The organism is Ligilactobacillus cholophilus, assembly GCF_030389495.1.
Taxonomy (GTDB): domain Bacteria; phylum Bacillota; class Bacilli; order Lactobacillales; family Lactobacillaceae; genus Ligilactobacillus; species Ligilactobacillus cholophilus.
On the sequence record NZ_CP127832.1, the window covers coordinates 935,797 to 955,145 of the forward strand.

Genomic DNA, 19,349 nt, shown 5'->3' on the forward strand with positions numbered 1-19,349 from the left:
CAGATCATATCAGATCATAATAAATATCAAGTTGCAAAAAATTCGATACATATTATTTTATCTTGCCTCGAAAAGCGCATAAAAAGCACCTAAAATCTTAAATTTATTTTGTTCAAGATTTTAGGCACATATTCTTTATTAATCTATAAAAGTACTATTTATAGATTTTTTCATATTGTCAACATTATCTTTAAAGTCAGTAAATTGTTTTATTAAATCTTCTACTAAAGATTTATATACATCATTTTTTATGCTATTTTTATCATAGTCAAGATCATAATAATCGTTATTATTTGATATATTCTCTAATATATTAAATATATCCCCTCCATCCAAATTGTCTATACTTTTTCTTTCTCTTTCATTTATATTAAAATAAACATTATCATTAATGATCTCTAAGATTTTCATATATTTTTCCTTTCTCACGGTATGTATCAAAACCTGCTTCCATAGCATTAATAAAATCTTTATCACTTGGAATTTCTAAATTACCATTACTAATTTTCTTCTGTTTGAATCCTCCTGATAAGTAACTGTAGTCATTATGCTCACGCTTTGCAACAATTAAATAATTAGGACACAGTAACGACCCTAAGGTTGAATTATGCGTTACAACAAAAACTGTACTCTTTTCTGAAACTTCTTGTAATTTGGATATCAAACGTTCTTTAATAAATTTATTATCTAATGATGCTTCAGGTTCATCAACTATAACATATTGCTTATCTTTTGCTTCTTCCAATGCTAACATCAGCGAGAATCCTACTTTTTCTCCTCCTGAAACAGGTATATCATCTGAAGTTAACAATTCAGCTTTTATATTTATAAAAATTTTTTCTAAGCTATCTCTTGGAATATCACCAATACTTGTTTTAATTTCTTTTAAGAATTGAACATATTGTTTTTTCTTATAAAATTTATTAAATGGCTCTTGAAAAGAAATATTTTTTAATGAACAACTCTTTTTAAATTCTGTTACTTTCTCATATGGAAGAAGATTTACTTTAATCTTGTAAATATCTACATTACTAACTCCTAATGTTTTTTTGTTTACGATTTTATTCAAAAACATATTCACTTTTTTTGTAAAATAGTACCTCTTATATAAAGAAAGTATATTAATTTTAGGAATTAAAGGAACACCCGTTTGACTAGTGATTACATTTTGAATAGACTGTAAAATGCTATTTACTTTTTCTTTTATTTTTTCTTTAAGTTTATCGTTTTTTAATTTTTCTTCTAAAAGTAACTTAAAATGGACAATATCCTCTTTTAGTTTATAGACGCTGTTATTAGTATTTATTTCCATATAATTCCAAAGTTCAAGTGAATTAGTTAAATTATTAATTTGTCTTAATTTATCATCTAATATGCTTATTAAATCATTTGGTACAAACTTAGTTTCTTTAAACAAAACAATCTTATTTGCAATAGAATTATTATTATTACGTTTATGATAACTTCGTAAATTATCTAAATAATTATCTAATTTTTCAACAAAACTTTCTTTCATTAAAAATTGATCATTTTTAATGAAATTATCATATATAAAATCCCATTGATCTTTATAGTCACTTTTCCATTGCTTAAACTCAGTATTTATCGCTTTAGTTTTTTCAGTATCTAATATATCATTGGCTTTTTCAGCAGACTGAAATTGTGCAATTTCAAATAATTCAGATTCATCAACTAATTTTTTTATATTCTTTAAAAAATATGTTTTTCCTGATCCTCGATTCCCGATAATTAAATTTAATCCAGTAGAAACTTTTACATTCTTTCCATTATCTATTTTTATATTAAATGAATCTTTCAGCATATTTGAAGTAAGTCCTACACAACTTTTATTTTTTAAAGCATTGTAAATACTCATATATCTGGAGTCATCACATTCAACAAAAGTTTGTTTAAACATTAATTTGTTAATATTATTTCGAGTAACATCGGAATTGTTCTTTGTTGCATGAGCATCACTAAAAAGAACAGGAGTTGGCATATCTTTTTGAAGATAAACTTTATTAAATTTATGAGGACTCGATACACCCACTAAACATAATGCATCCGATAATTCTGTAGAAATATTTTTTATGTTATTACTTTTTCCAAATTCAAATACTAAAATTGAATTCTTCCAATCCACAAATATTTCTTTAAATTGTGATATAGAAATCCCTCTTCTATCACCTAAATTTAAATCCTGCAATCTTTGAGAAGCATGCATTAGCTCATTTTTATGTATTTTATCATTATCATAAATTACTTGAACATGGTAATTTTCTAAACTTAATTCCATACCTGGAAATACTTTACAATTTAAATTATTATCTATTTCATTAAATTGATCAATATCGAATAAATTATGATTAGTTACTGCGATAGCATCTAAACGAGATTGTTTAACATACCTTTCTAACCAGTCTAATGAAAATTTAAATTCATTATCTTTAAATATATCTGGTTGTGTGTGAATATGAAAATCTATTTTTTCCAATTTGGTATTCTCCTTAAATTATTTTTCTTAAAATTATTAATTAGCATTATTTCTAAAATATTTAACTAGATAAAAAGTAACTTAATTATTAGAAAATCAAAAGTCTACTTTATATTTAATTGATTTAAATTAGAAAAAATAAAATATAAAATTTAAAATTGAAGCAACTGCAATAACTATAGTGAATAATTTTAAGTAACCTGATGCAACTAATAATCCCAAAACGCCACATAGCAAGCATAACAATAATACTAATACTTGATATATTAATATTAATTGATTAAAGTACCTACCAAAAATCATAAATAAAATACCAAGAATAACAGCAGCTATTACCATTATCCACATTCCCTTTGTTCCAAAGGTATTCATTCCATTAATAGGATAAAATGCTATTGCAAATATACAAAATACCGAAAGTAGAATTGAAAATAATACTGAAACTCTCCTCATTTTCTAAACCTCCATAATTTTTTAATTTTTAGTAATTTTATATTGATATATTCTTGAAGTTAAGAAATATGTAAGAACATAACATATTATATAGATTCCAATAGAAATAATAATTGTTTTTATAAAAATTAAATTATTATTAAACCCAAAAATTTGCATATTTTTCAATAAAATAGGACTTGAAACTATTAAATTCAATATAGAAAACATCAAAGGTAACATAAAAATCCAAAACATTTCAATATGAATAGATTTTTTTATTAAATCTTCTGACATCCCTAACTTTTTTAATTTTATATACTCTTTTTGATCTTTAGTTCCTTCTGATAATTGTCTGTAATAAATAGTTATAATTGTTAATATTGCAAAAATAATACTAAATATTATCCCTATAAATAAAAGACCTCCAAATAAGGAATTTACTAATACTTTACTAAATTTTTTTGTTACAACATTAGCTCCTTGATATTTAAAGTTATTACTATTATTATTTATTAAATTATAAAATTCATTTTTACATGTTTCGCTACCATTTACAGTATATCCTTGCATATAAATCATACGTGGATTCTGTAATAAAATTTTTTTGGCGATATTTTTATTATTTGTAATAACAAAAATATTTGGCATTAATGCTCTTTGTGGCGAAAACATAAATTTTAATGATTTAATTTGTTTTTTTACTTTTAATTTTTGGTGATTTATATATATATCATCAGGAACATTCCTTTTATTTTGAAAATAAACTAATACTTCATTTTTCTTTAATCCATAATGTGTGTTATTACTTTTATTAAAACTATTAAGTGACACACAAGTTAATTGATAATCACTTGTTACTCCTCCATTTTTATCAACTATAATATCGTTTTTGTTCATATTTGCATATACAGATTGAGATACAATAAGTTCTTTCTTTTTACATAAGGTCACACTTGCTTTTTTTGACAATGAATCCAGTTCTTTGTTAACATTCGTCACTGATTGAATAGTTAAATCTCTTGGACTTATTTGCGATACAATACTATTTCTTTCAATATAAAGACTCCCCAAAACCGATATAGAAATTAACGTAATTGTACTTAAAATGCATATTGACGCTAATGAAAAGGCATTTTCTTTTAATCTATGAATCATTTCAGCTGTCATCACAAAAAATTTATTATTGTAATAAAATTTTTTATTGCGTTTCAAACATGAGATTAAATAAATTAATGTTGAAAAAAAGATACCAAATATTCCAATTATTACAAAAAGTACTGCCAATATAAAACTTCTAAAACTTGTAGTTAAATTATGAGGATATAAGGCAATACTGTATCCTACTACTAAACAAATAAGACTAAGTACAGCAATTAAAGCTTGATATTTAACTTTATGTTCTCCTTTTGAACTTGAATTAAAAATAGCATTAATTGAGCTATTTCTTATAAAGTTAAATTCAGAAATATAAATAATTAAATATATTATCAAAAGCATTATTACTGTATATATTACTGACATATAATTATAATTTACATTTGCTTTTACTGAATCACATATTTTTTCAAGTAAAAGATATGCAAATTTATTATATGAAATTCCTAATAATAATCCTCCTAAAATATTAAATAAAAAGAGAATAATTTTTTCATAAAGTACAATAAGTGAAATTTCTTTCTTAGAAATTCCAAGCATTAATAAAATTCCCATATTTCTGTTTCGATTATCACTAATAAATTTATTAGCGTATTTTCCATAAAATAACATTATTAAACCAATAACTGTAATTCCTAAAATTATTAAATTATCAATTATCTTATTACCTGATAAATTTTTAATTTGGTTATCTAACGCTAAATTAAGTAAATTATAGAAAAAACCAACAAATATCGACATTGTGATCACATATGGAACTACCAATGCTTTATTTTTTGAAAGATTGTTAAATGCAATTTTTAAATTAAACAATTAACTTCATCTCCTTTTATAAATTTGACTGAGATAAAATAATCTTTTTCATAAAATTCTCTGATGAGTCGGTTCCTTTTGAAAGTTGATTAAAAATAATTCCATCCTTAATGAATAAAACTTTATCTGCATAACTTGCAGTATTAGGACTATGAGTTACCATTAAAATTGTTTTTTTCTCCGAATGAATGTCATCTAAAAGATGCATAATTTTAATTGTAGTTTTTGAATCCAACTGACCAGTTGGTTCATCGGCTAATATTAAATCAGGATTTAATATTAGTGAACGTGCTATAGCTACTCTTTGCATTTGTCCTCCAGATAATTCATAGGGAAACCTATTAAGGCTTTTTTTAATGCCAACTTTTTTTGCTAAACTTTGAAGTTTATTTTCATAATTTTTAATATTTTTTCCCGAAATAACTACCGGTAATAAAATATTATCTTTACTATCAAATATGTCTAATAAGTTAAAGTTTTGAAAAATAAATCCAATATGATCTCTTCTAAACTTTGTAGCCACATCTTCTTCTAAATTTTCTAAATGAATTCCGTTAATAATGATTTCACCATTTGTTGGAACATCTAATCCAGACATCATATTTAATAATGTCGATTTACCTGATCCTGACTCTCCCATTATTGCAATAAATTCTCCTTTTTCAACTAAAAAATTAATATCTTTAAGAGCTTGATTTTCTAAACCATTTTCTGTTTCATATGTTTTTTGTAAATGCTGTATCTCAATAAATGCCATTTTTATTAATTCCTCCTGTTCATTCATATTTTAAACTATTTTTCATCTATATATTCTTTCATTTAATACTATTAAATTACAAAAACGTAAGAAAAAGACCTCATTTGAGGTCTTTTGAATAAATATAAAATTTCGTTCCTTGGAATTTTTTAGATTTTACTTTTACTCTTAAAGAAAGCATATCTGCAATTTGTCCCACTAAGTATAATCCCAAACCTGTTGCATCAATTTTATCTCTTCCTGTTTGGCCTGTAAAACCATTCTCAAAAATTCTACTCATATCTTTTAAATCAATTCCAATACCATTATCACTTATAACTAACATATTGTTTTCAGAATAAACTGATATTCTACCATTTTTTGAAGTATATTTCATAGCATTAATTATTATTTGTTCTAACATTATTTCGAGCCATCGTTTATCTGACACAAAATTTGGAAGCTTTTTTGAAATGCTTATACTCTGACTTTTTGAAATCATTAACCAGGAATATTTTTTTATAATTTCATTAATGATTTTTTTAGTATCAACTTTTTCAATTTTTAAATCATTATTGCCATTATTTAATGAAATTAAATTTAACATTTCATTCAAATATTGTTTAATGATCGTCAACTGCTCATTTATTTTATTAAATTCATCATTATTTAAATCCTCGCTATTCGAAACAATCAATTGCAAGGCTGTGATTGGTAATTTTATATTATGTAACCAAGTAATATATTGATCATGTAATTTTTTTTCTTTTAACTTTAATTCACTGATATCTTCATTATTTTTTTTATAATTAATTTTTATAATTGTTTGATACTTTTTTTCAATAAAATTTGTTGCGAATGGTAGTTTTTTGTCTTTTGAATAGTGTTTTATCTTTTCCAATTTAAAAAATTTATTTATATCAAAATAACACTTTAAAAAAATATAAAATAAAATTATAGGAATACCCAATAATATAAGATCAAAAATCATATTAATAGGTATATTATTTAAATAGAAGTCAAAACAACAAAATAACATTATTATAGAAATAAACAGTATAGTTTTAAAAATATCACAACATATAATTTTAAATACCTTTCTTTTCATCACATAATGCATATCCTTTTCCTCGAAATGTTTTTATATATGTATCTAATTTAATTCCCCTTAGTTTTTTACGTAATCTTGTAATTGAAACTTGTAATGCATTATTATCTATAAAATTTTCATTATTCCAAAGAACATGCATTATTTTTTCTTTTGAAACAATATTATTTAAATTTTCAAATAATACTTTTAAAATAATAAATTCATTTGTAGTTAAAATAATATCCTTATTTCCTAATGTTACTTTAGACGTGACTAAATTTAAAGTATATGATTTGAATTTAAGTTCATTATTACTATTGCTAAACTCATATGTTCTACGAAGTAATGCTTTTATTTTTGCAATCAATATATCTATATCAAAAGGTTTTTCAATATAATCATCAGCCCCAGCGCTTAATGATGCTACGGCATTTATACGTTTCTCAGCGGATGAGATAAAAATTATTGGACAAGTAGAAAAATCTCTGATTTTATTTGTCCAATAATAACCATCACTTTCAGGAAGATAAATATCCATCAATATAATGTCAGGATTAAATTCCATAACATTTAACATAATATTATGAAAATCTTGAGGATAACTTATTTGAAAACCTCTTTTCTTTAAAGCATGTGATAATTGAAATACAATTTCTTTATCATCCTCTATTATAAAAACTTTGTTCATGTACTTTTCCCCTTTCAATAAGTTTTTTATTTTTTAATTCTAGTACTCTACTCTTTTTATTTATTTGACTAATATTATGAATTACTTCAATTACAATAATATTATTTAAATTTAGATATTCATACATTCTTTTTCTTATAATATTATTATTTTTTTCATCAATATTAGCAAATGCTTCATCAAGTAATAGTACATCGCATTTCCTTAATAAACCTCTTGCTAAAATAAAACGCTGAATCTGACCATATGAAAAATTATTACCAAATTCACCAATACTTAAATCTAAGCCTTCTTTATATGTTTTAACTATTTGATCCATATTTACAATATGTAATACGTTCCAAAGATCTTTTTCAGAATAATTTTTAGAGTTAAACGTTAAAAATTCCCTTAATGTCCCAGGTATAATGACCTTTTCATCTGAAATATAATTAATTCTATTTCTTAATTGAAATATTTTAAATTCAGAAAGTGGTACATTATTAATTAAAATATCTCCTTTTGTTGGATAAATAAAACCTATTATTAAATTTAATAATGTAGATTTTCCAACGCCACTTTCACCAATAACAGAAATATAATCTCCTTTTTTTAAACTCAAATTTAATTTTTCCAAAATATTTGATTCATCGTATGAAAAACTCACATTTTTAAATTGAATCGTGTCTATATGATTAATATTTTTTCCAAAATTAATTTTATTCTTTAACTTACAATATCCTATAATATGAACAATACTTCCATTTAATAATTTGAATTGTGCAACAAATTGCATAACTTGCATTATGGGATTTACAACTTGATTTAAATAAATAATGAAAATCGTAGCCGATCCAATAGATATAGTTTTATTTCTTACTTCTAAAATACATAATAAAACTACTATAATGGTTACAAATAACATCATAATATTTATAAGAGGTGAATATAAACTAAATATTTTAATTCTCTTCATACTTTCTTTATAAAGACTTTGATTCATATGTGAAAATTTGTTATAAGCATAATCTTGAGCATTAAAACTTTTAATATCTTTAAGATTTCCACGTAATTGAGAAGTAATATTTATCAGTTTGGCTTTTCTTTCCTGAATTTTCTCACCAATAATATTCAATTTTCTAGAAAAGGGAATAATTATGATAACTATTAAAAAACATATTATACAAAGTTCAATAGACATCTTATTACTTATACGAAACATCATAATAATGGAACATATGCCTATAATTAAAGAATTAAATGTTTGTGGAAAAGTTGATGTTAAAAAATTTTCAATTAGCTCAATATCATTAACAATATGCCCTCCAACTTCCGATGAATCATCTTTTATAGAAGATGAATCCAAAATCTTTGACCAAATACTATTTCGAGTATTTAAAATTATATTATTTCCAACATATGAGATCATAAATTGAGATATAATGCTTAATATAAAAATATTAATTCCAATTATTAAGAGAAGAATAGTATATCTTATAGGATTAGAAACATCAATTAGTATTTTTATCATATATGTCAGTCTTACTGTAAGGAGTCCGGTTACTATTTCTATTACACATCCTAAAAAATATAAAATATAGTCTTTTTTACTTAAACTTAAGATATTAAGCCATTTCATCAGTTTCCTCCTAATGCACTATATACATTTATCTCTTTATATCCATCATTTGTAGTTGTTGTTTTATTTAACAAAATATATTTTGCTGCCCAAGGCCTTTCTTTAAGTCCAAATGTACTCATTATTTCGGCCAATTCACCTGATACTTTTCCTGTAGATACAGATGTTCCATTAAAATAGTTATAATTTCCATCATTACTTGTAGATAAAATTGATTCTTGCATAAATAATTTGTCTTCATACCATTTCTTTTCTCCATACTTATTTAATAATTCTGTTCCACCTCCAGGAGCCAAAACAAAATGAGAATCATATTTATTGAAATGATTGCTAAATGATGAAATCCTGTTATTATTATCTGAAGATCCAACTGCAATCGTATTATTTAAACAAGCTGGTAAATCAATTACTTGATAATTTAAATTTCCAACAGTACCATTTTCTTTTTCATATAATTTTTTTAATGAAGTAGGATCTTCTCCTATACCATCATTTCCAACAGCGGAGACTACTATAACATTGTGTCTTTCCGCATAATCTAATGCCAACTTATAGCCAATAGCATCAGCAGAATTAAAGAAATTACCTTGTGGCAATTTAACATATTGTCCTAAACTTAAATTTATTATATCTGCACCATTATTTACTGCATCAATTATGGCTCTTAAAACCCAAGATTCTTTGGACTTTGATTTACCAAAAACACGATAAATTTGCAATTCTGCACCCGGAGATACTCCATATATTTGACCATTAGCAGAGACTTGTCCCGCAACTGCAGTTCCATGTCCTTTAAAATCTTGTAAGTTATCTTTATTTCCTTTTTCTTCAGGTTCAGTATTGTCATATCCTCCAGCAGGAACTAAATTTTCAGAATGTTTAAAATCAATTGATCCTTTAAACGCTTCATGAGAAGTATCAATTCCGGAATCAATTATGGCCACATTTATTAATTTTCGATTATTATGATTTATTCTATATGATTTCCCACTGTTTGTTATTCTATTCATTCCCCACTGATATGAAAATAGTTTAGGTAAATAATTAGGCTCTGGTTGAGCTACTACAGAATCTCCAAATAAATCCGGGTCTGTTTGATTTACTGTATCTTCTATACATTTTATGTTTTTATCTTCTAAACGAATTTGTTCTTTAGTAAGAGATCCATCTGTTTCAATATATCCAATTTCTGGAATAGATGTTTTAATTGTCATATGGTTCGATTGTAAATAAGAAAGCGTTTGATTATAATTATCTGTGATAATGTTAAATTGATTTGCATCAACTTCATAATTTGAGAATAAAAAAGTACAAAATAAACTTAGCAAAATTAACTTAATTTTTTTCATCTATTTTATCCTTCCTAAAATATTTTTTATATCATTGAATAATTCTTCTAAAGATGGAAGTACAATATTTTTTTTCATTTTTCCGCTTGCAATTTCAAAGCATTCTTTCTTATCTCTCACAATAATTTTATAGTTAGTGTTTTCTAATTTCTTTATATTTCGTTGAACTATAATATTTTTCCACATTAGGTTATTCATACAAGGATAAATTAAAACATTGCCATTAAATGATATTAAGAAAGTTGTCATAAACGTATCTGCAATCCCATTTGAAATTTTTCCTATAATATTAGCAGTGGCAGGGATAACAATAACTATGTCTGCCCATCTTGCTAAATTAATATGATTTTTCTCTTTGTCAGAAAAGGAAACATTATCTGAATATACATGTTCACAAATCATATTTGCTGATGATATTGGTAATATTTTTTCCCCATTTTCAGTTAAAATAATTCTAACATGCTTAAATTTGGCAGTTAAAAATGCAATATATTCAGTAATTCCTAATGTAGCTCCTGAACCACATATACATAAAACAATATTTTTTTCCATTAAAATCGCCCCACTATTTTAATTTAAAAGAAAAATTTCATTCCATTTTGCAATATTATTATTTTGTACTACTGACAAATATTCTAATAATACTAATAAAACACCTAATGTACCAGATAACAACCCAAAATTATCCCAATAAGTATAGTACTTTTCCTTTATGTTCATACTATCTTCTACATCTATAAAACCAAATTCATATTGTTTAGAATATGTATTTAAAATTTTATCAACCAATTTATTTGCACATTTTAAATACGTGGAATTCGATGTTCTTTTATACTGTAAAAGTAAATAAGCTAATTGTCCTGATAATCCATGACAAAAAGTTGGAGATACTATCTGGACATATTTGCGGTTTAATATAGAGTTATTAGTATCATACATTTGATTAATATCTTTATTATCATTAATTACTTTCCTAACAATGTAGAGTGTATTATAAATACCCAAATCACCATAACACCAACCATTTCGAGAATTAAAATCACCTTCTTCTCTATAACAATCCCACCGTATAGGCCAAAAATATCCGAATTGATCTTTTTTTGAATATTTTTGTATAATTTCTATATTTTTCATTAAATAGTATTTATTTTCATAGTCAGATAATTTTAAACGTTGGTATAATGCCATAATGACCGTTGGTCCAATAAATCCATGTGCCAAGCCAAAATTAACATTGCCCTTAATAAAATAATTCTTTTCATCATTTAGAAATTGATATTTTCTAGGAATTATCCAACCTTGCTCAGAAGCAAAATAATATTTTTTTAAAATTTTTTTTACCAAGGCAATATTAAAATCACTTGGCCTAGATAATAAATATCTAGCAATTCCTGCATTTCCTAAAACAGTATCATACTCTAATGGATTAACAGCATTTTTATACTCTATTTTTTTTAACCTTTTATATAATAATTCATGAATCTTATTATCAATTAAATCAAGATATTTATCATATTCTCCATGTATATTAATATAATTTATTGCATATCCGATCCCTGATAAGCCCTCAAATAATGATATACTATGAACATATTTTAAATTTTTTAAAATTAAGCTTACAAGTTGTACTTTTTCTTTAGATAAATCAATAGTTGGAAATAAGTTTTCTAATTCTTGATAATAAATTAATATTGCAGGTAATCCGGATGAAAGTGAAAATATATTTTGGCAATCTGTTCTTTTTAAATTCTTTGTTTTTTTAATCAATGATTCAATATTTAAAAAATATCTTTGTTCATCGATTATATTTTTTATTTTATTTAAATTATTCATTATCTTTAACCTCATTTAAAAACAATTCATACCTCTTGGACGCTAAAATTTTATTTACAATGAACATTATTTCTTTTTCTACTTTTGAATTTATTCCAAATACTCTGTTACATCTCATATGTATTAAACTTCCAATAATTCGCCATTTACTGGTTGTTAAATCACTATTTTTTAACATAACTTTTAATTTTAAAGTTATATCTTTCATATTTTTATCACAAAAACTTTCAACATTTGTTTTATCATCATGATTATATAAATGGTTTACAATTTTATTTATTGATTCATGATATTTCTTCTCATATTCTCTATTTGATTCTGTGGGATTATAAAGATTTGATATAAGAAAACGTTGTTCATTTATAGTTAAACCAATATTTTTCAAAAAATATAATATACTTAACGCAGTAAAGATTTTAGTATGTTTATTTTGTTTAATAATTAAAATAGCTAAAATGCTATCAAAATAAAAGAAATCATGAATTACGCAAAGATATTTTTCTCCACCATATCTATATATTTCTGGAATATACTGAGTCACTTGAAAATCAGATATCGTAAATGTTTTATATAATAAAGGCATATACTTTGTAAATTTTAAATATAAATCACCCTTTTGAGTTTCGTCACATTTAATGCGTAACCGAATACTATCTTTGCCTTCCTCCTTATATCGAATAAAAAACCATTTATCTTGACCTTTTACACCTAAATAATTTAACAATTTAAATAATTCGTTTTTAATAAAAGCATTTTGATTATCTTTATTTATTATCAATTTTACATAAAAATAATTACGATCCACATTGTTGACTGAATAAATATTTTCTGGAACATAATTAACCATATTAGACTTTACATTTTTATTTATAAATGGAATGACTAATTCAATATTTCTATTCTTATTTGTTGCTTTAAGTAATTCTACTAAACTATATTTTTTAATATTCTCATAAAGAATTTTTAAATCGATTTGCCTATGCAAATTCAAATAAATAGTATGGTCAAAATATTTTAGTTTTACAAGATTAGGAACATTATTTTTACAGATCCATTTTTTTAAATCATCAACAGAAGATATCTCTTCTTCTTTTATATTCCATGTTTCTGGTCTTAAAACTATATTTTTATACATAACAGCAGGTGTATGTTTAAATTCATCAAATATATCAGAAATAATAGGCGTTACTCCTGAAAATTTGAAATTTGAAACTTCAATTAAAAAGCGTAATAGTTTAGATCCCTTTTGATAATTAAACATATTATTCATTACAAAAATAATTTTTTTCTTATATTTTTTTGAATAAAAATATAGTTCTTCACTTGTAGCACCAACATAGATATCAGATAATAAAATAGATTTTTTGCTATTATCTGAGTAATTTCTTAATTCTAACTTCATATCATCTAAATCATTGCACATTTGCACATTTGCTGATCTCCCATAATATGGAATCTCATCTATTTGTGCAATAATAGTATCAGCAAAAGTTTTATGGATTGTCTTATTTAATAAATCAGAATTTTTTTGCATAATATCATTACCCAATCCATTATAAAAACGTCCAAAAGATGCACCTACATTAGGTGAAATATTTGCACCACTTAGTTCAAATCTTCCGGTACTTTTATCGTATAATGTATAGAGGTCGCCCGAAAGTTGTCCTGGTCTAAAGTTTTCATCTAATCCAAATTCTTTTACTTTATTCTTTGTTAGTTTAATACTTTTATTTTTATTCAAAGCATCTGCTATTTCTCTTAAGAAAAAATTTTTTATTTTATTATTTCTTTGATTAGACAATAATTTTTCATTTTTATCTTCATAATTACTAGGAAATCCTATTCCTGAAGAAGAATTTAATAACTGTTGAATTGGTACTAACTGCTCATATCCATAAGTTCCAATAAACTGCTCATGATATTGTTTTAGCACTTCTTTTGAATTTGTATCAAATGAAATAGAATCTAAAATAGCTATTACTTCCTCAAGAGATTTTTTTAAGTCAAGATTAATATATTTTTTTTGTGAATTAAATAGATCCACTCTTAAATATTCTTTATTTTCAACCAAATTTTCCATTCGATATTTTAATTCTTTGATGAGCTCTTCTCCATTACCGAGTTCTAAATTCTCATATTGCTTCATTAATTGTTTTATATCTTCTAATTCATCAATGAAGCTTTTAGATAAATGATACTTTTCACAAAGGTTAATTAAATGTACTAGCGGATCCGTACTAATTAAACTAAAATTAAATTCTGAAATTAGTAATTCTTTACGTTCTAATTTTTTTATAAAATTAAATACTTTTTCAGCAGGTAAACTAAATTCCTTTGATATTATCTTTGTAAGTTTCTGAATTTTTATTGGTTTTCTTGCAAGATACATAATTCGATCTATTAAATTATTTGAACGAATTTTAATATCTTTAGAAAAATTATTATCTTTAGTTAATCCCCCATTAGTTCTAGTATCTAAAAACCAATAATTATCATTTTTTTGCAAAGCATTATTAATAATTAAATTTATATTTTTATACACGTCTGGATCATTTTTTATTTTGTTATATAACTTATACATCCATAATGAGTCTGCATTTACCTTTTTATAGTAATTTTTTTTATCATTTTCGCGTATATTATCAATGAAATTACCAATACCCACACAAGAAAAAATTCCAAAAGGAGTGGTCCTAGTATTATATCTGGAATAATATTGAAATAATGATCTGCGAATCTTTCTTATTTTCTTTTTATTTATAAAGTCTTGATCTAATTTTTTTATAGATGATACAAGTGATGGGCTAGCTAATAAAGTTCCTTCTTTAAAAATAGCATCATTTTTATATGCAAATAGTAAATCATTAAAGTTTTTAATTTTCAAAAAATTATTAAGATTACCCAAAGGTTCTCTATACATAAAGTAATTGCTTAAATCATAATTGTTCATAATAAAAACTCCTTTCCAATATAAAGATAGGGAGAGAATTAATTCTCTCCCCTATCTTTATAAACTAGCAACAATAACTGTTAAAGCTTCCAGTATGTGCACATCCTGGAGTACATAAGGAGTAACTTGTAAGCCGTGTATCAGGATCATCATTACTCATTACAATTGTTTCTGATTCATTTAAATCCAATAAATCAGATGTTGTTTGCTCATTTTCCATTACTTCTAATAATTGTTCTGTTGACATTTTATTTTCCTCCCAAATATATTAATATTTTATGGATGAGCTCTCCACACGCATATAGTACTTTATACATCTGTTATTATCAACAGATTCATCAATGAAAGTTATTACATTTTTGTAATCTAAATTGCATTTAAAATCAAAATTAATACTGTTTTATGATTATTTATCTTTTACTTAAGTTAAATATCTTGAAATTTAAAGTCTTATTCTCTTTCATAAATGTAAGATTCATAAAATATTCTCTCTTAAAATGCTTTTAATACCATTACTTTATCTTGTTGTTTGTTATACGTAAATTGATAATGAATCGTCTGTTTACTATCAGATTCATTACTATTCGTTTGCACTGTTCCAATAAACACACCATTGATATCATCACCATCAACTTTTTCTGGTGAAAAATAAATATTTGATTCAACTAAAGTTGATGAAGCGTTTAAATTTTGTAACTGCTTTTGAGCTTGATTATTCTTTTGCGTCCCATTACCACCACCAAAATACTGAATCACGCCTTTAGTTGCATATTCTTCAGCGGTTTGTTGATTAGTTAACCAATTATTTGCGTCCCAATTTTCTAAATGATTAAATAAATGTTGGACTGTTTCATAAGTTTGTTTAAATTCATTTTGATTATTTTTTTGGTCAATCACTTCACTTTTACGTTTTAACTTTGTATTCTGCTTTTGTAATTTTTCAATTTGTGTACTTTGTGTCTGGTTATCTTGCTTAAGATCTTGGTTACTGTGCCACAAAACCAAACAGAATATAACTAACATGCTACAAGATAATATCCATACAAAATTTTTCTTTTTCATTTTAGTTATTCCTTTCTTTTACTTTAATGATGATAGAGATTTTCTTTAATTCTGCCATATCTAATTTTAGTGATATTACTATAATCTGGATTATTCTTTGGCCAGACTTTCTCTTGAATAATCCCACTTAATTGTTCATCAATCATTTCTCCATTGCCAATGTAAATACCTACATGACATAACTCACCTTCATCAGCGCTATCAAAAAAGACTAAATCTCCCGCTTTCGCATCTTTTTCATTCACTTCATCACAGGCTTGATGAAACTGTTGTTCTGCCGTGCGTGGTAATGTTACTCCAATCTTGCCAAATGCCCATAAAGTAAATCCAGAACAGTCCGTCGCCCCATGTACCGCTTTGGCGGTCGCGGTATTATCTAAAGAACCTGGATTACCACCATAACTATAATTTTGTGGCACTTGATCGACCCATTTATGTGCCCACTTTGATAAGTCGTTCCACCAAGGATCTGTGGGACCTTTCACAGCTAATGCCTTACCTGCTTCGGCATTACAAGTTGCGTTTGTATCAGTAATTTCCGTTGAATTATCATTTGTAACTGTCGTTTTACTATCTTTGAGTTTGTTATACCAATTAACTGCATTTTGTGTTCTTAAATCATTTCTTGCCTCTGCACTTCCAGCCCGTTCAAATCTTAACTCCCATTGAACCGCTGCGGTTGCGGGATCAGTTTGTGATTTAGCATAATCTCCTAAATTAGCTTTTTCTGCACCATTGGCTTCCTCATATAAAAACATGATTTGTGCTTGAATACTGTCAGGATCCTTGCCATGTTGTTTGGCAAAATTTTGTTCATTTGTTAACCGATCACCTAACCACTGACAAATTCCATGTGCCCCTGATGTTGGATTGGTTGAAGTCGGATTAATTTGTGATTCTTGTTGTAAATTCCCTAAAATTCCCGCCACGGAAGCTGGCGTCCAGCCTTTACTAATTAGAAAACCCCATAATTGTTTTGCATTTTTCTCTTGATCTTTAGAAATATTATTACCTTGTAAATTCAAATTATTTGCACAATCTAAATCCATGGTTTCAGATTTATTATTAATTGAACCAAACATTGAAATCATCATTACAATTAACATAATGATTAAAAAAAAAAGGCAAAAGGATAATGATTAACCATTTTTTCCAGTGTTTCATATTAATCACGCCCTTCTCGTAAATCTTCTAAACGTTGCTGATAATTTTCTTGTTTTTGCCGTTTAGTAACATCATTTAAGTCCTTTTCTGCTTTTCTAAGTTGTTGCTTGTTATGATTATTAATATCAGACATTTGCAATCTTTGTTCATTAGTATTGATTTGTTGATGATGACTTTCATTATGCTGATTTAAATTGTGTTGCTGATTATCATAAATATTTTGTTGTTTGTGATTAATATTTGATTGTTTAATATCATTATGAAAATGTTTTTCTTGATGAATTTGGGGTTGTTTTTGTTGACTACGTTCCTGCTTTTGTGGCTGTTGTGTATCCGTTATATGAATAGTTTTCTCTTGCTTTTGATTAATATTATTCTGTTCTTCACGTGGTTTACTTGTTTTTTGCTGATTTTGAATATCTGATCCATTTTCATTAGCTGACTTGTTATCTTGTTTATTTGGATTTACAGTTCCATTTTGTGGTGTTCGTTGAACTTGCTTCATTTTTTCTTGTGCTTCAGCAACGTCATTAGTGGTTTCATTTGGCTTTACGCCATTTTTAAAAACTAAAATTCGTTCTTTAACTTTATTTAATCTGTCTTTGCCACGCTCAATTCGATTATTCCATGTATGAAATTTCTCTACGGCTTGTTCTTTTTGATTTTGAATCGTTGTAATCACTTGCTTTGAAGTTACTTGATTTAAACGTCCACCCGTTAATTTTTGAATAATCTTATTCCGGTTCTTCCATGCAAAAATTAAAATCAAGTAAAAAATAAACGCATTGAGAAAATATCCGGATAATGAATTTGGTGGAATGATAATATCAATCACGCTTTGACAAAGATTAATCCCTAAAATTGCTAAGACTAAAATAGCTTTAGAAATAAATAACATAAAAACGTCCATTAAACCCTTAAAAAAGCTATCTGAGTATTTCGGAATTAAACTCAATAATGCCATTACTGGTAATAGTAAATCTAATAAAAGCGCAAAAATCTGAACTGCTAAGTTAATAAAACCAACCATAAATAATGGAATTCCATATGCCAATGAGACTAATGGTGAAAATAAAGTAATTAACACTTTATAGTACATATAGCTTTTTTTCGTATATTTAGTACCATCTTTTTTTACTTTATTTTGGATTTTATCTGAATCTTTATCATAATTTGCACTTAAAAATTCATAAGGATCTTTTTTATCTTTTTCAACAGCTTCCGCACTGGTTTCACCATAATTCATTAAATAATATGGTCGCTCGATTGCTTCTTCAAAATAGGTTTTACGGACAACGTCCGTTGCACTGGCATTTTTAACTTTTTCAGAATCATCTAATGTCATTAATTGGCTTTGAGCGGTTGTTGAAATTGAATTAAACGTTTTTAACACAAAACTTGAATTTTTAAACCATACCATCGAAAAGCCAACAATAATCAAAGATAATAACACCCGTTTAATTCCGTCTTTTTCATTTTTAAAGGCAAAATGATAAAATCCCGCAATTACTGCTAATACAAATAAGATAATTCCAAATTTACCAAAAATTGAATCCCATAGGTTACCGGTCAAATCTGTTACATGATCTATTAAGTCATTAATCGCATCATTAACTGTTGAAGCCCCAAACATTAATTTCAAAGCATAATCAAAAATTTGATAAACAAACCGATTAATCTCCCAGAAAAAGCCAGCTAATCCTGTCATTGCTTTAAAAATAATTTCCGTTAAACCAGCTTTTTCCATATAAGGATTAAATGAATCTAACGTTTTAGAGATGTCATTCATGTTATAACTTTGAAGAATATCTTTAACGCTTTCCGCATGCACATTGATTACACTTGCTAATAAAAAAAGACTAATAGTTAAAACTATCAGTCCAAATTTTAAATATTTATCTTTTATATTCTTTTTATCCACTTTTCTCACCTACTTAATCCAACCCACCCACCACTTACTTA

Annotated in this window: 16 protein-coding genes; all 16 read right to left on the reverse strand. The window is 25.6% G+C overall.

What is annotated here, in order from left to right; translation table 11 throughout:
* Positions 1-138 precede the first annotated feature (138 nt).
* Positions 139-411 carry a hypothetical protein gene (locus tag QPK35_RS04940; RefSeq protein WP_290032884.1) on the reverse strand — a complete coding sequence of 91 codons (273 nt, stop codon included), beginning with the start codon at positions 409-411 and terminating at the stop codon, positions 139-141.
* Complete coding sequence (locus QPK35_RS04945; protein WP_290032885.1) at positions 389-2,494, reverse strand: hypothetical protein; 2,106 nt, start codon at positions 2,492-2,494, stop codon at positions 389-391. Before QPK35_RS04945 ends, QPK35_RS04940 begins: the two co-directional genes overlap by 23 nt.
* Positions 2,495-2,623: 129 nt before the next feature.
* Positions 2,624-2,947, reverse strand: a complete 324-nt coding sequence (locus QPK35_RS04950; RefSeq protein ID WP_290032886.1) for a hypothetical protein — start codon at positions 2,945-2,947, stop codon at positions 2,624-2,626.
* Positions 2,948-2,968: 21 nt separating this feature from the next.
* On the reverse strand, positions 2,969-4,897 hold the full coding sequence (locus QPK35_RS04955) for an FtsX-like permease family protein (RefSeq protein WP_290032887.1): 1,929 nt from the start codon (positions 4,895-4,897) through the stop codon (positions 2,969-2,971).
* 16 nt (positions 4,898-4,913) lie between these two features.
* On the reverse strand, positions 4,914-5,654 hold the full coding sequence (locus QPK35_RS04960; RefSeq protein WP_290032888.1) for an ABC transporter ATP-binding protein: 741 nt from the start codon (positions 5,652-5,654) through the stop codon (positions 4,914-4,916).
* 100 nt (positions 5,655-5,754) lie between these two features.
* On the reverse strand, positions 5,755-6,741 hold the full coding sequence (locus tag QPK35_RS04965; protein WP_290032889.1) for a sensor histidine kinase: 987 nt from the start codon (positions 6,739-6,741) through the stop codon (positions 5,755-5,757).
* Positions 6,722-7,411: a response regulator transcription factor gene (locus QPK35_RS04970; RefSeq protein WP_290032890.1), complete on the reverse strand. Its 690-nt coding sequence runs from the start codon at positions 7,409-7,411 to the stop codon at positions 6,722-6,724. The genes QPK35_RS04965 and QPK35_RS04970 overlap by 20 nt, the downstream gene beginning before the upstream one ends.
* Complete coding sequence (locus QPK35_RS04975) at positions 7,383-9,029, reverse strand: ABC transporter transmembrane domain-containing protein (protein WP_290032891.1); 1,647 nt, start codon at positions 9,027-9,029, stop codon at positions 7,383-7,385. The genes QPK35_RS04970 and QPK35_RS04975 overlap by 29 nt, the downstream gene beginning before the upstream one ends.
* The gene (locus tag QPK35_RS04980) at positions 9,029-10,378 is read right to left on the reverse strand and encodes a S8 family peptidase (RefSeq protein ID WP_290032892.1); all 1,350 of its coding nucleotides are present in this window, start codon (positions 10,376-10,378) and stop codon (positions 9,029-9,031) included. The genes QPK35_RS04975 and QPK35_RS04980 overlap by 1 nt, the downstream gene beginning before the upstream one ends.
* Complete coding sequence (locus tag QPK35_RS04985; RefSeq protein WP_290032893.1) at positions 10,379-10,930, reverse strand: flavoprotein; 552 nt, start codon at positions 10,928-10,930, stop codon at positions 10,379-10,381.
* 18 nt (positions 10,931-10,948) lie between these two features.
* Positions 10,949-12,211, reverse strand: a complete 1,263-nt coding sequence (locus tag QPK35_RS04990) for a lanthionine synthetase C family protein (protein WP_290032894.1) — start codon at positions 12,209-12,211, stop codon at positions 10,949-10,951.
* Positions 12,204-15,161 carry a lantibiotic dehydratase gene (locus QPK35_RS04995; RefSeq protein ID WP_290032895.1) on the reverse strand — a complete coding sequence of 986 codons (2,958 nt, stop codon included), beginning with the start codon at positions 15,159-15,161 and terminating at the stop codon, positions 12,204-12,206. Before QPK35_RS04995 ends, QPK35_RS04990 begins: the two co-directional genes overlap by 8 nt.
* A 64-nt stretch (positions 15,162-15,225) precedes the next feature.
* On the reverse strand, positions 15,226-15,408 hold the full coding sequence (locus tag QPK35_RS05000) for a gallidermin/nisin family lantibiotic (protein WP_290032896.1): 183 nt from the start codon (positions 15,406-15,408) through the stop codon (positions 15,226-15,228).
* A gap of 245 nt (positions 15,409-15,653) precedes the next feature.
* Positions 15,654-16,223, reverse strand: coding sequence for a hypothetical protein (locus QPK35_RS05005; RefSeq protein WP_290032897.1), 570 nt, complete (start codon positions 16,221-16,223; stop codon positions 15,654-15,656).
* Between the two features lie 23 nt (positions 16,224-16,246).
* A complete protein-coding gene (locus QPK35_RS05010) occupies positions 16,247-17,305 on the reverse strand; it encodes a phage tail tip lysozyme (RefSeq protein ID WP_290032898.1) in 1,059 nt (352 codons plus the stop codon).
* An 83-nt stretch (positions 17,306-17,388) separates the two neighbouring features.
* A complete protein-coding gene (locus tag QPK35_RS05015) occupies positions 17,389-19,308 on the reverse strand; it encodes a CD3337/EF1877 family mobilome membrane protein (RefSeq protein ID WP_290032899.1) in 1,920 nt (639 codons plus the stop codon).
* Between the last annotated feature and the right edge of the window lie 41 nt (positions 19,309-19,349).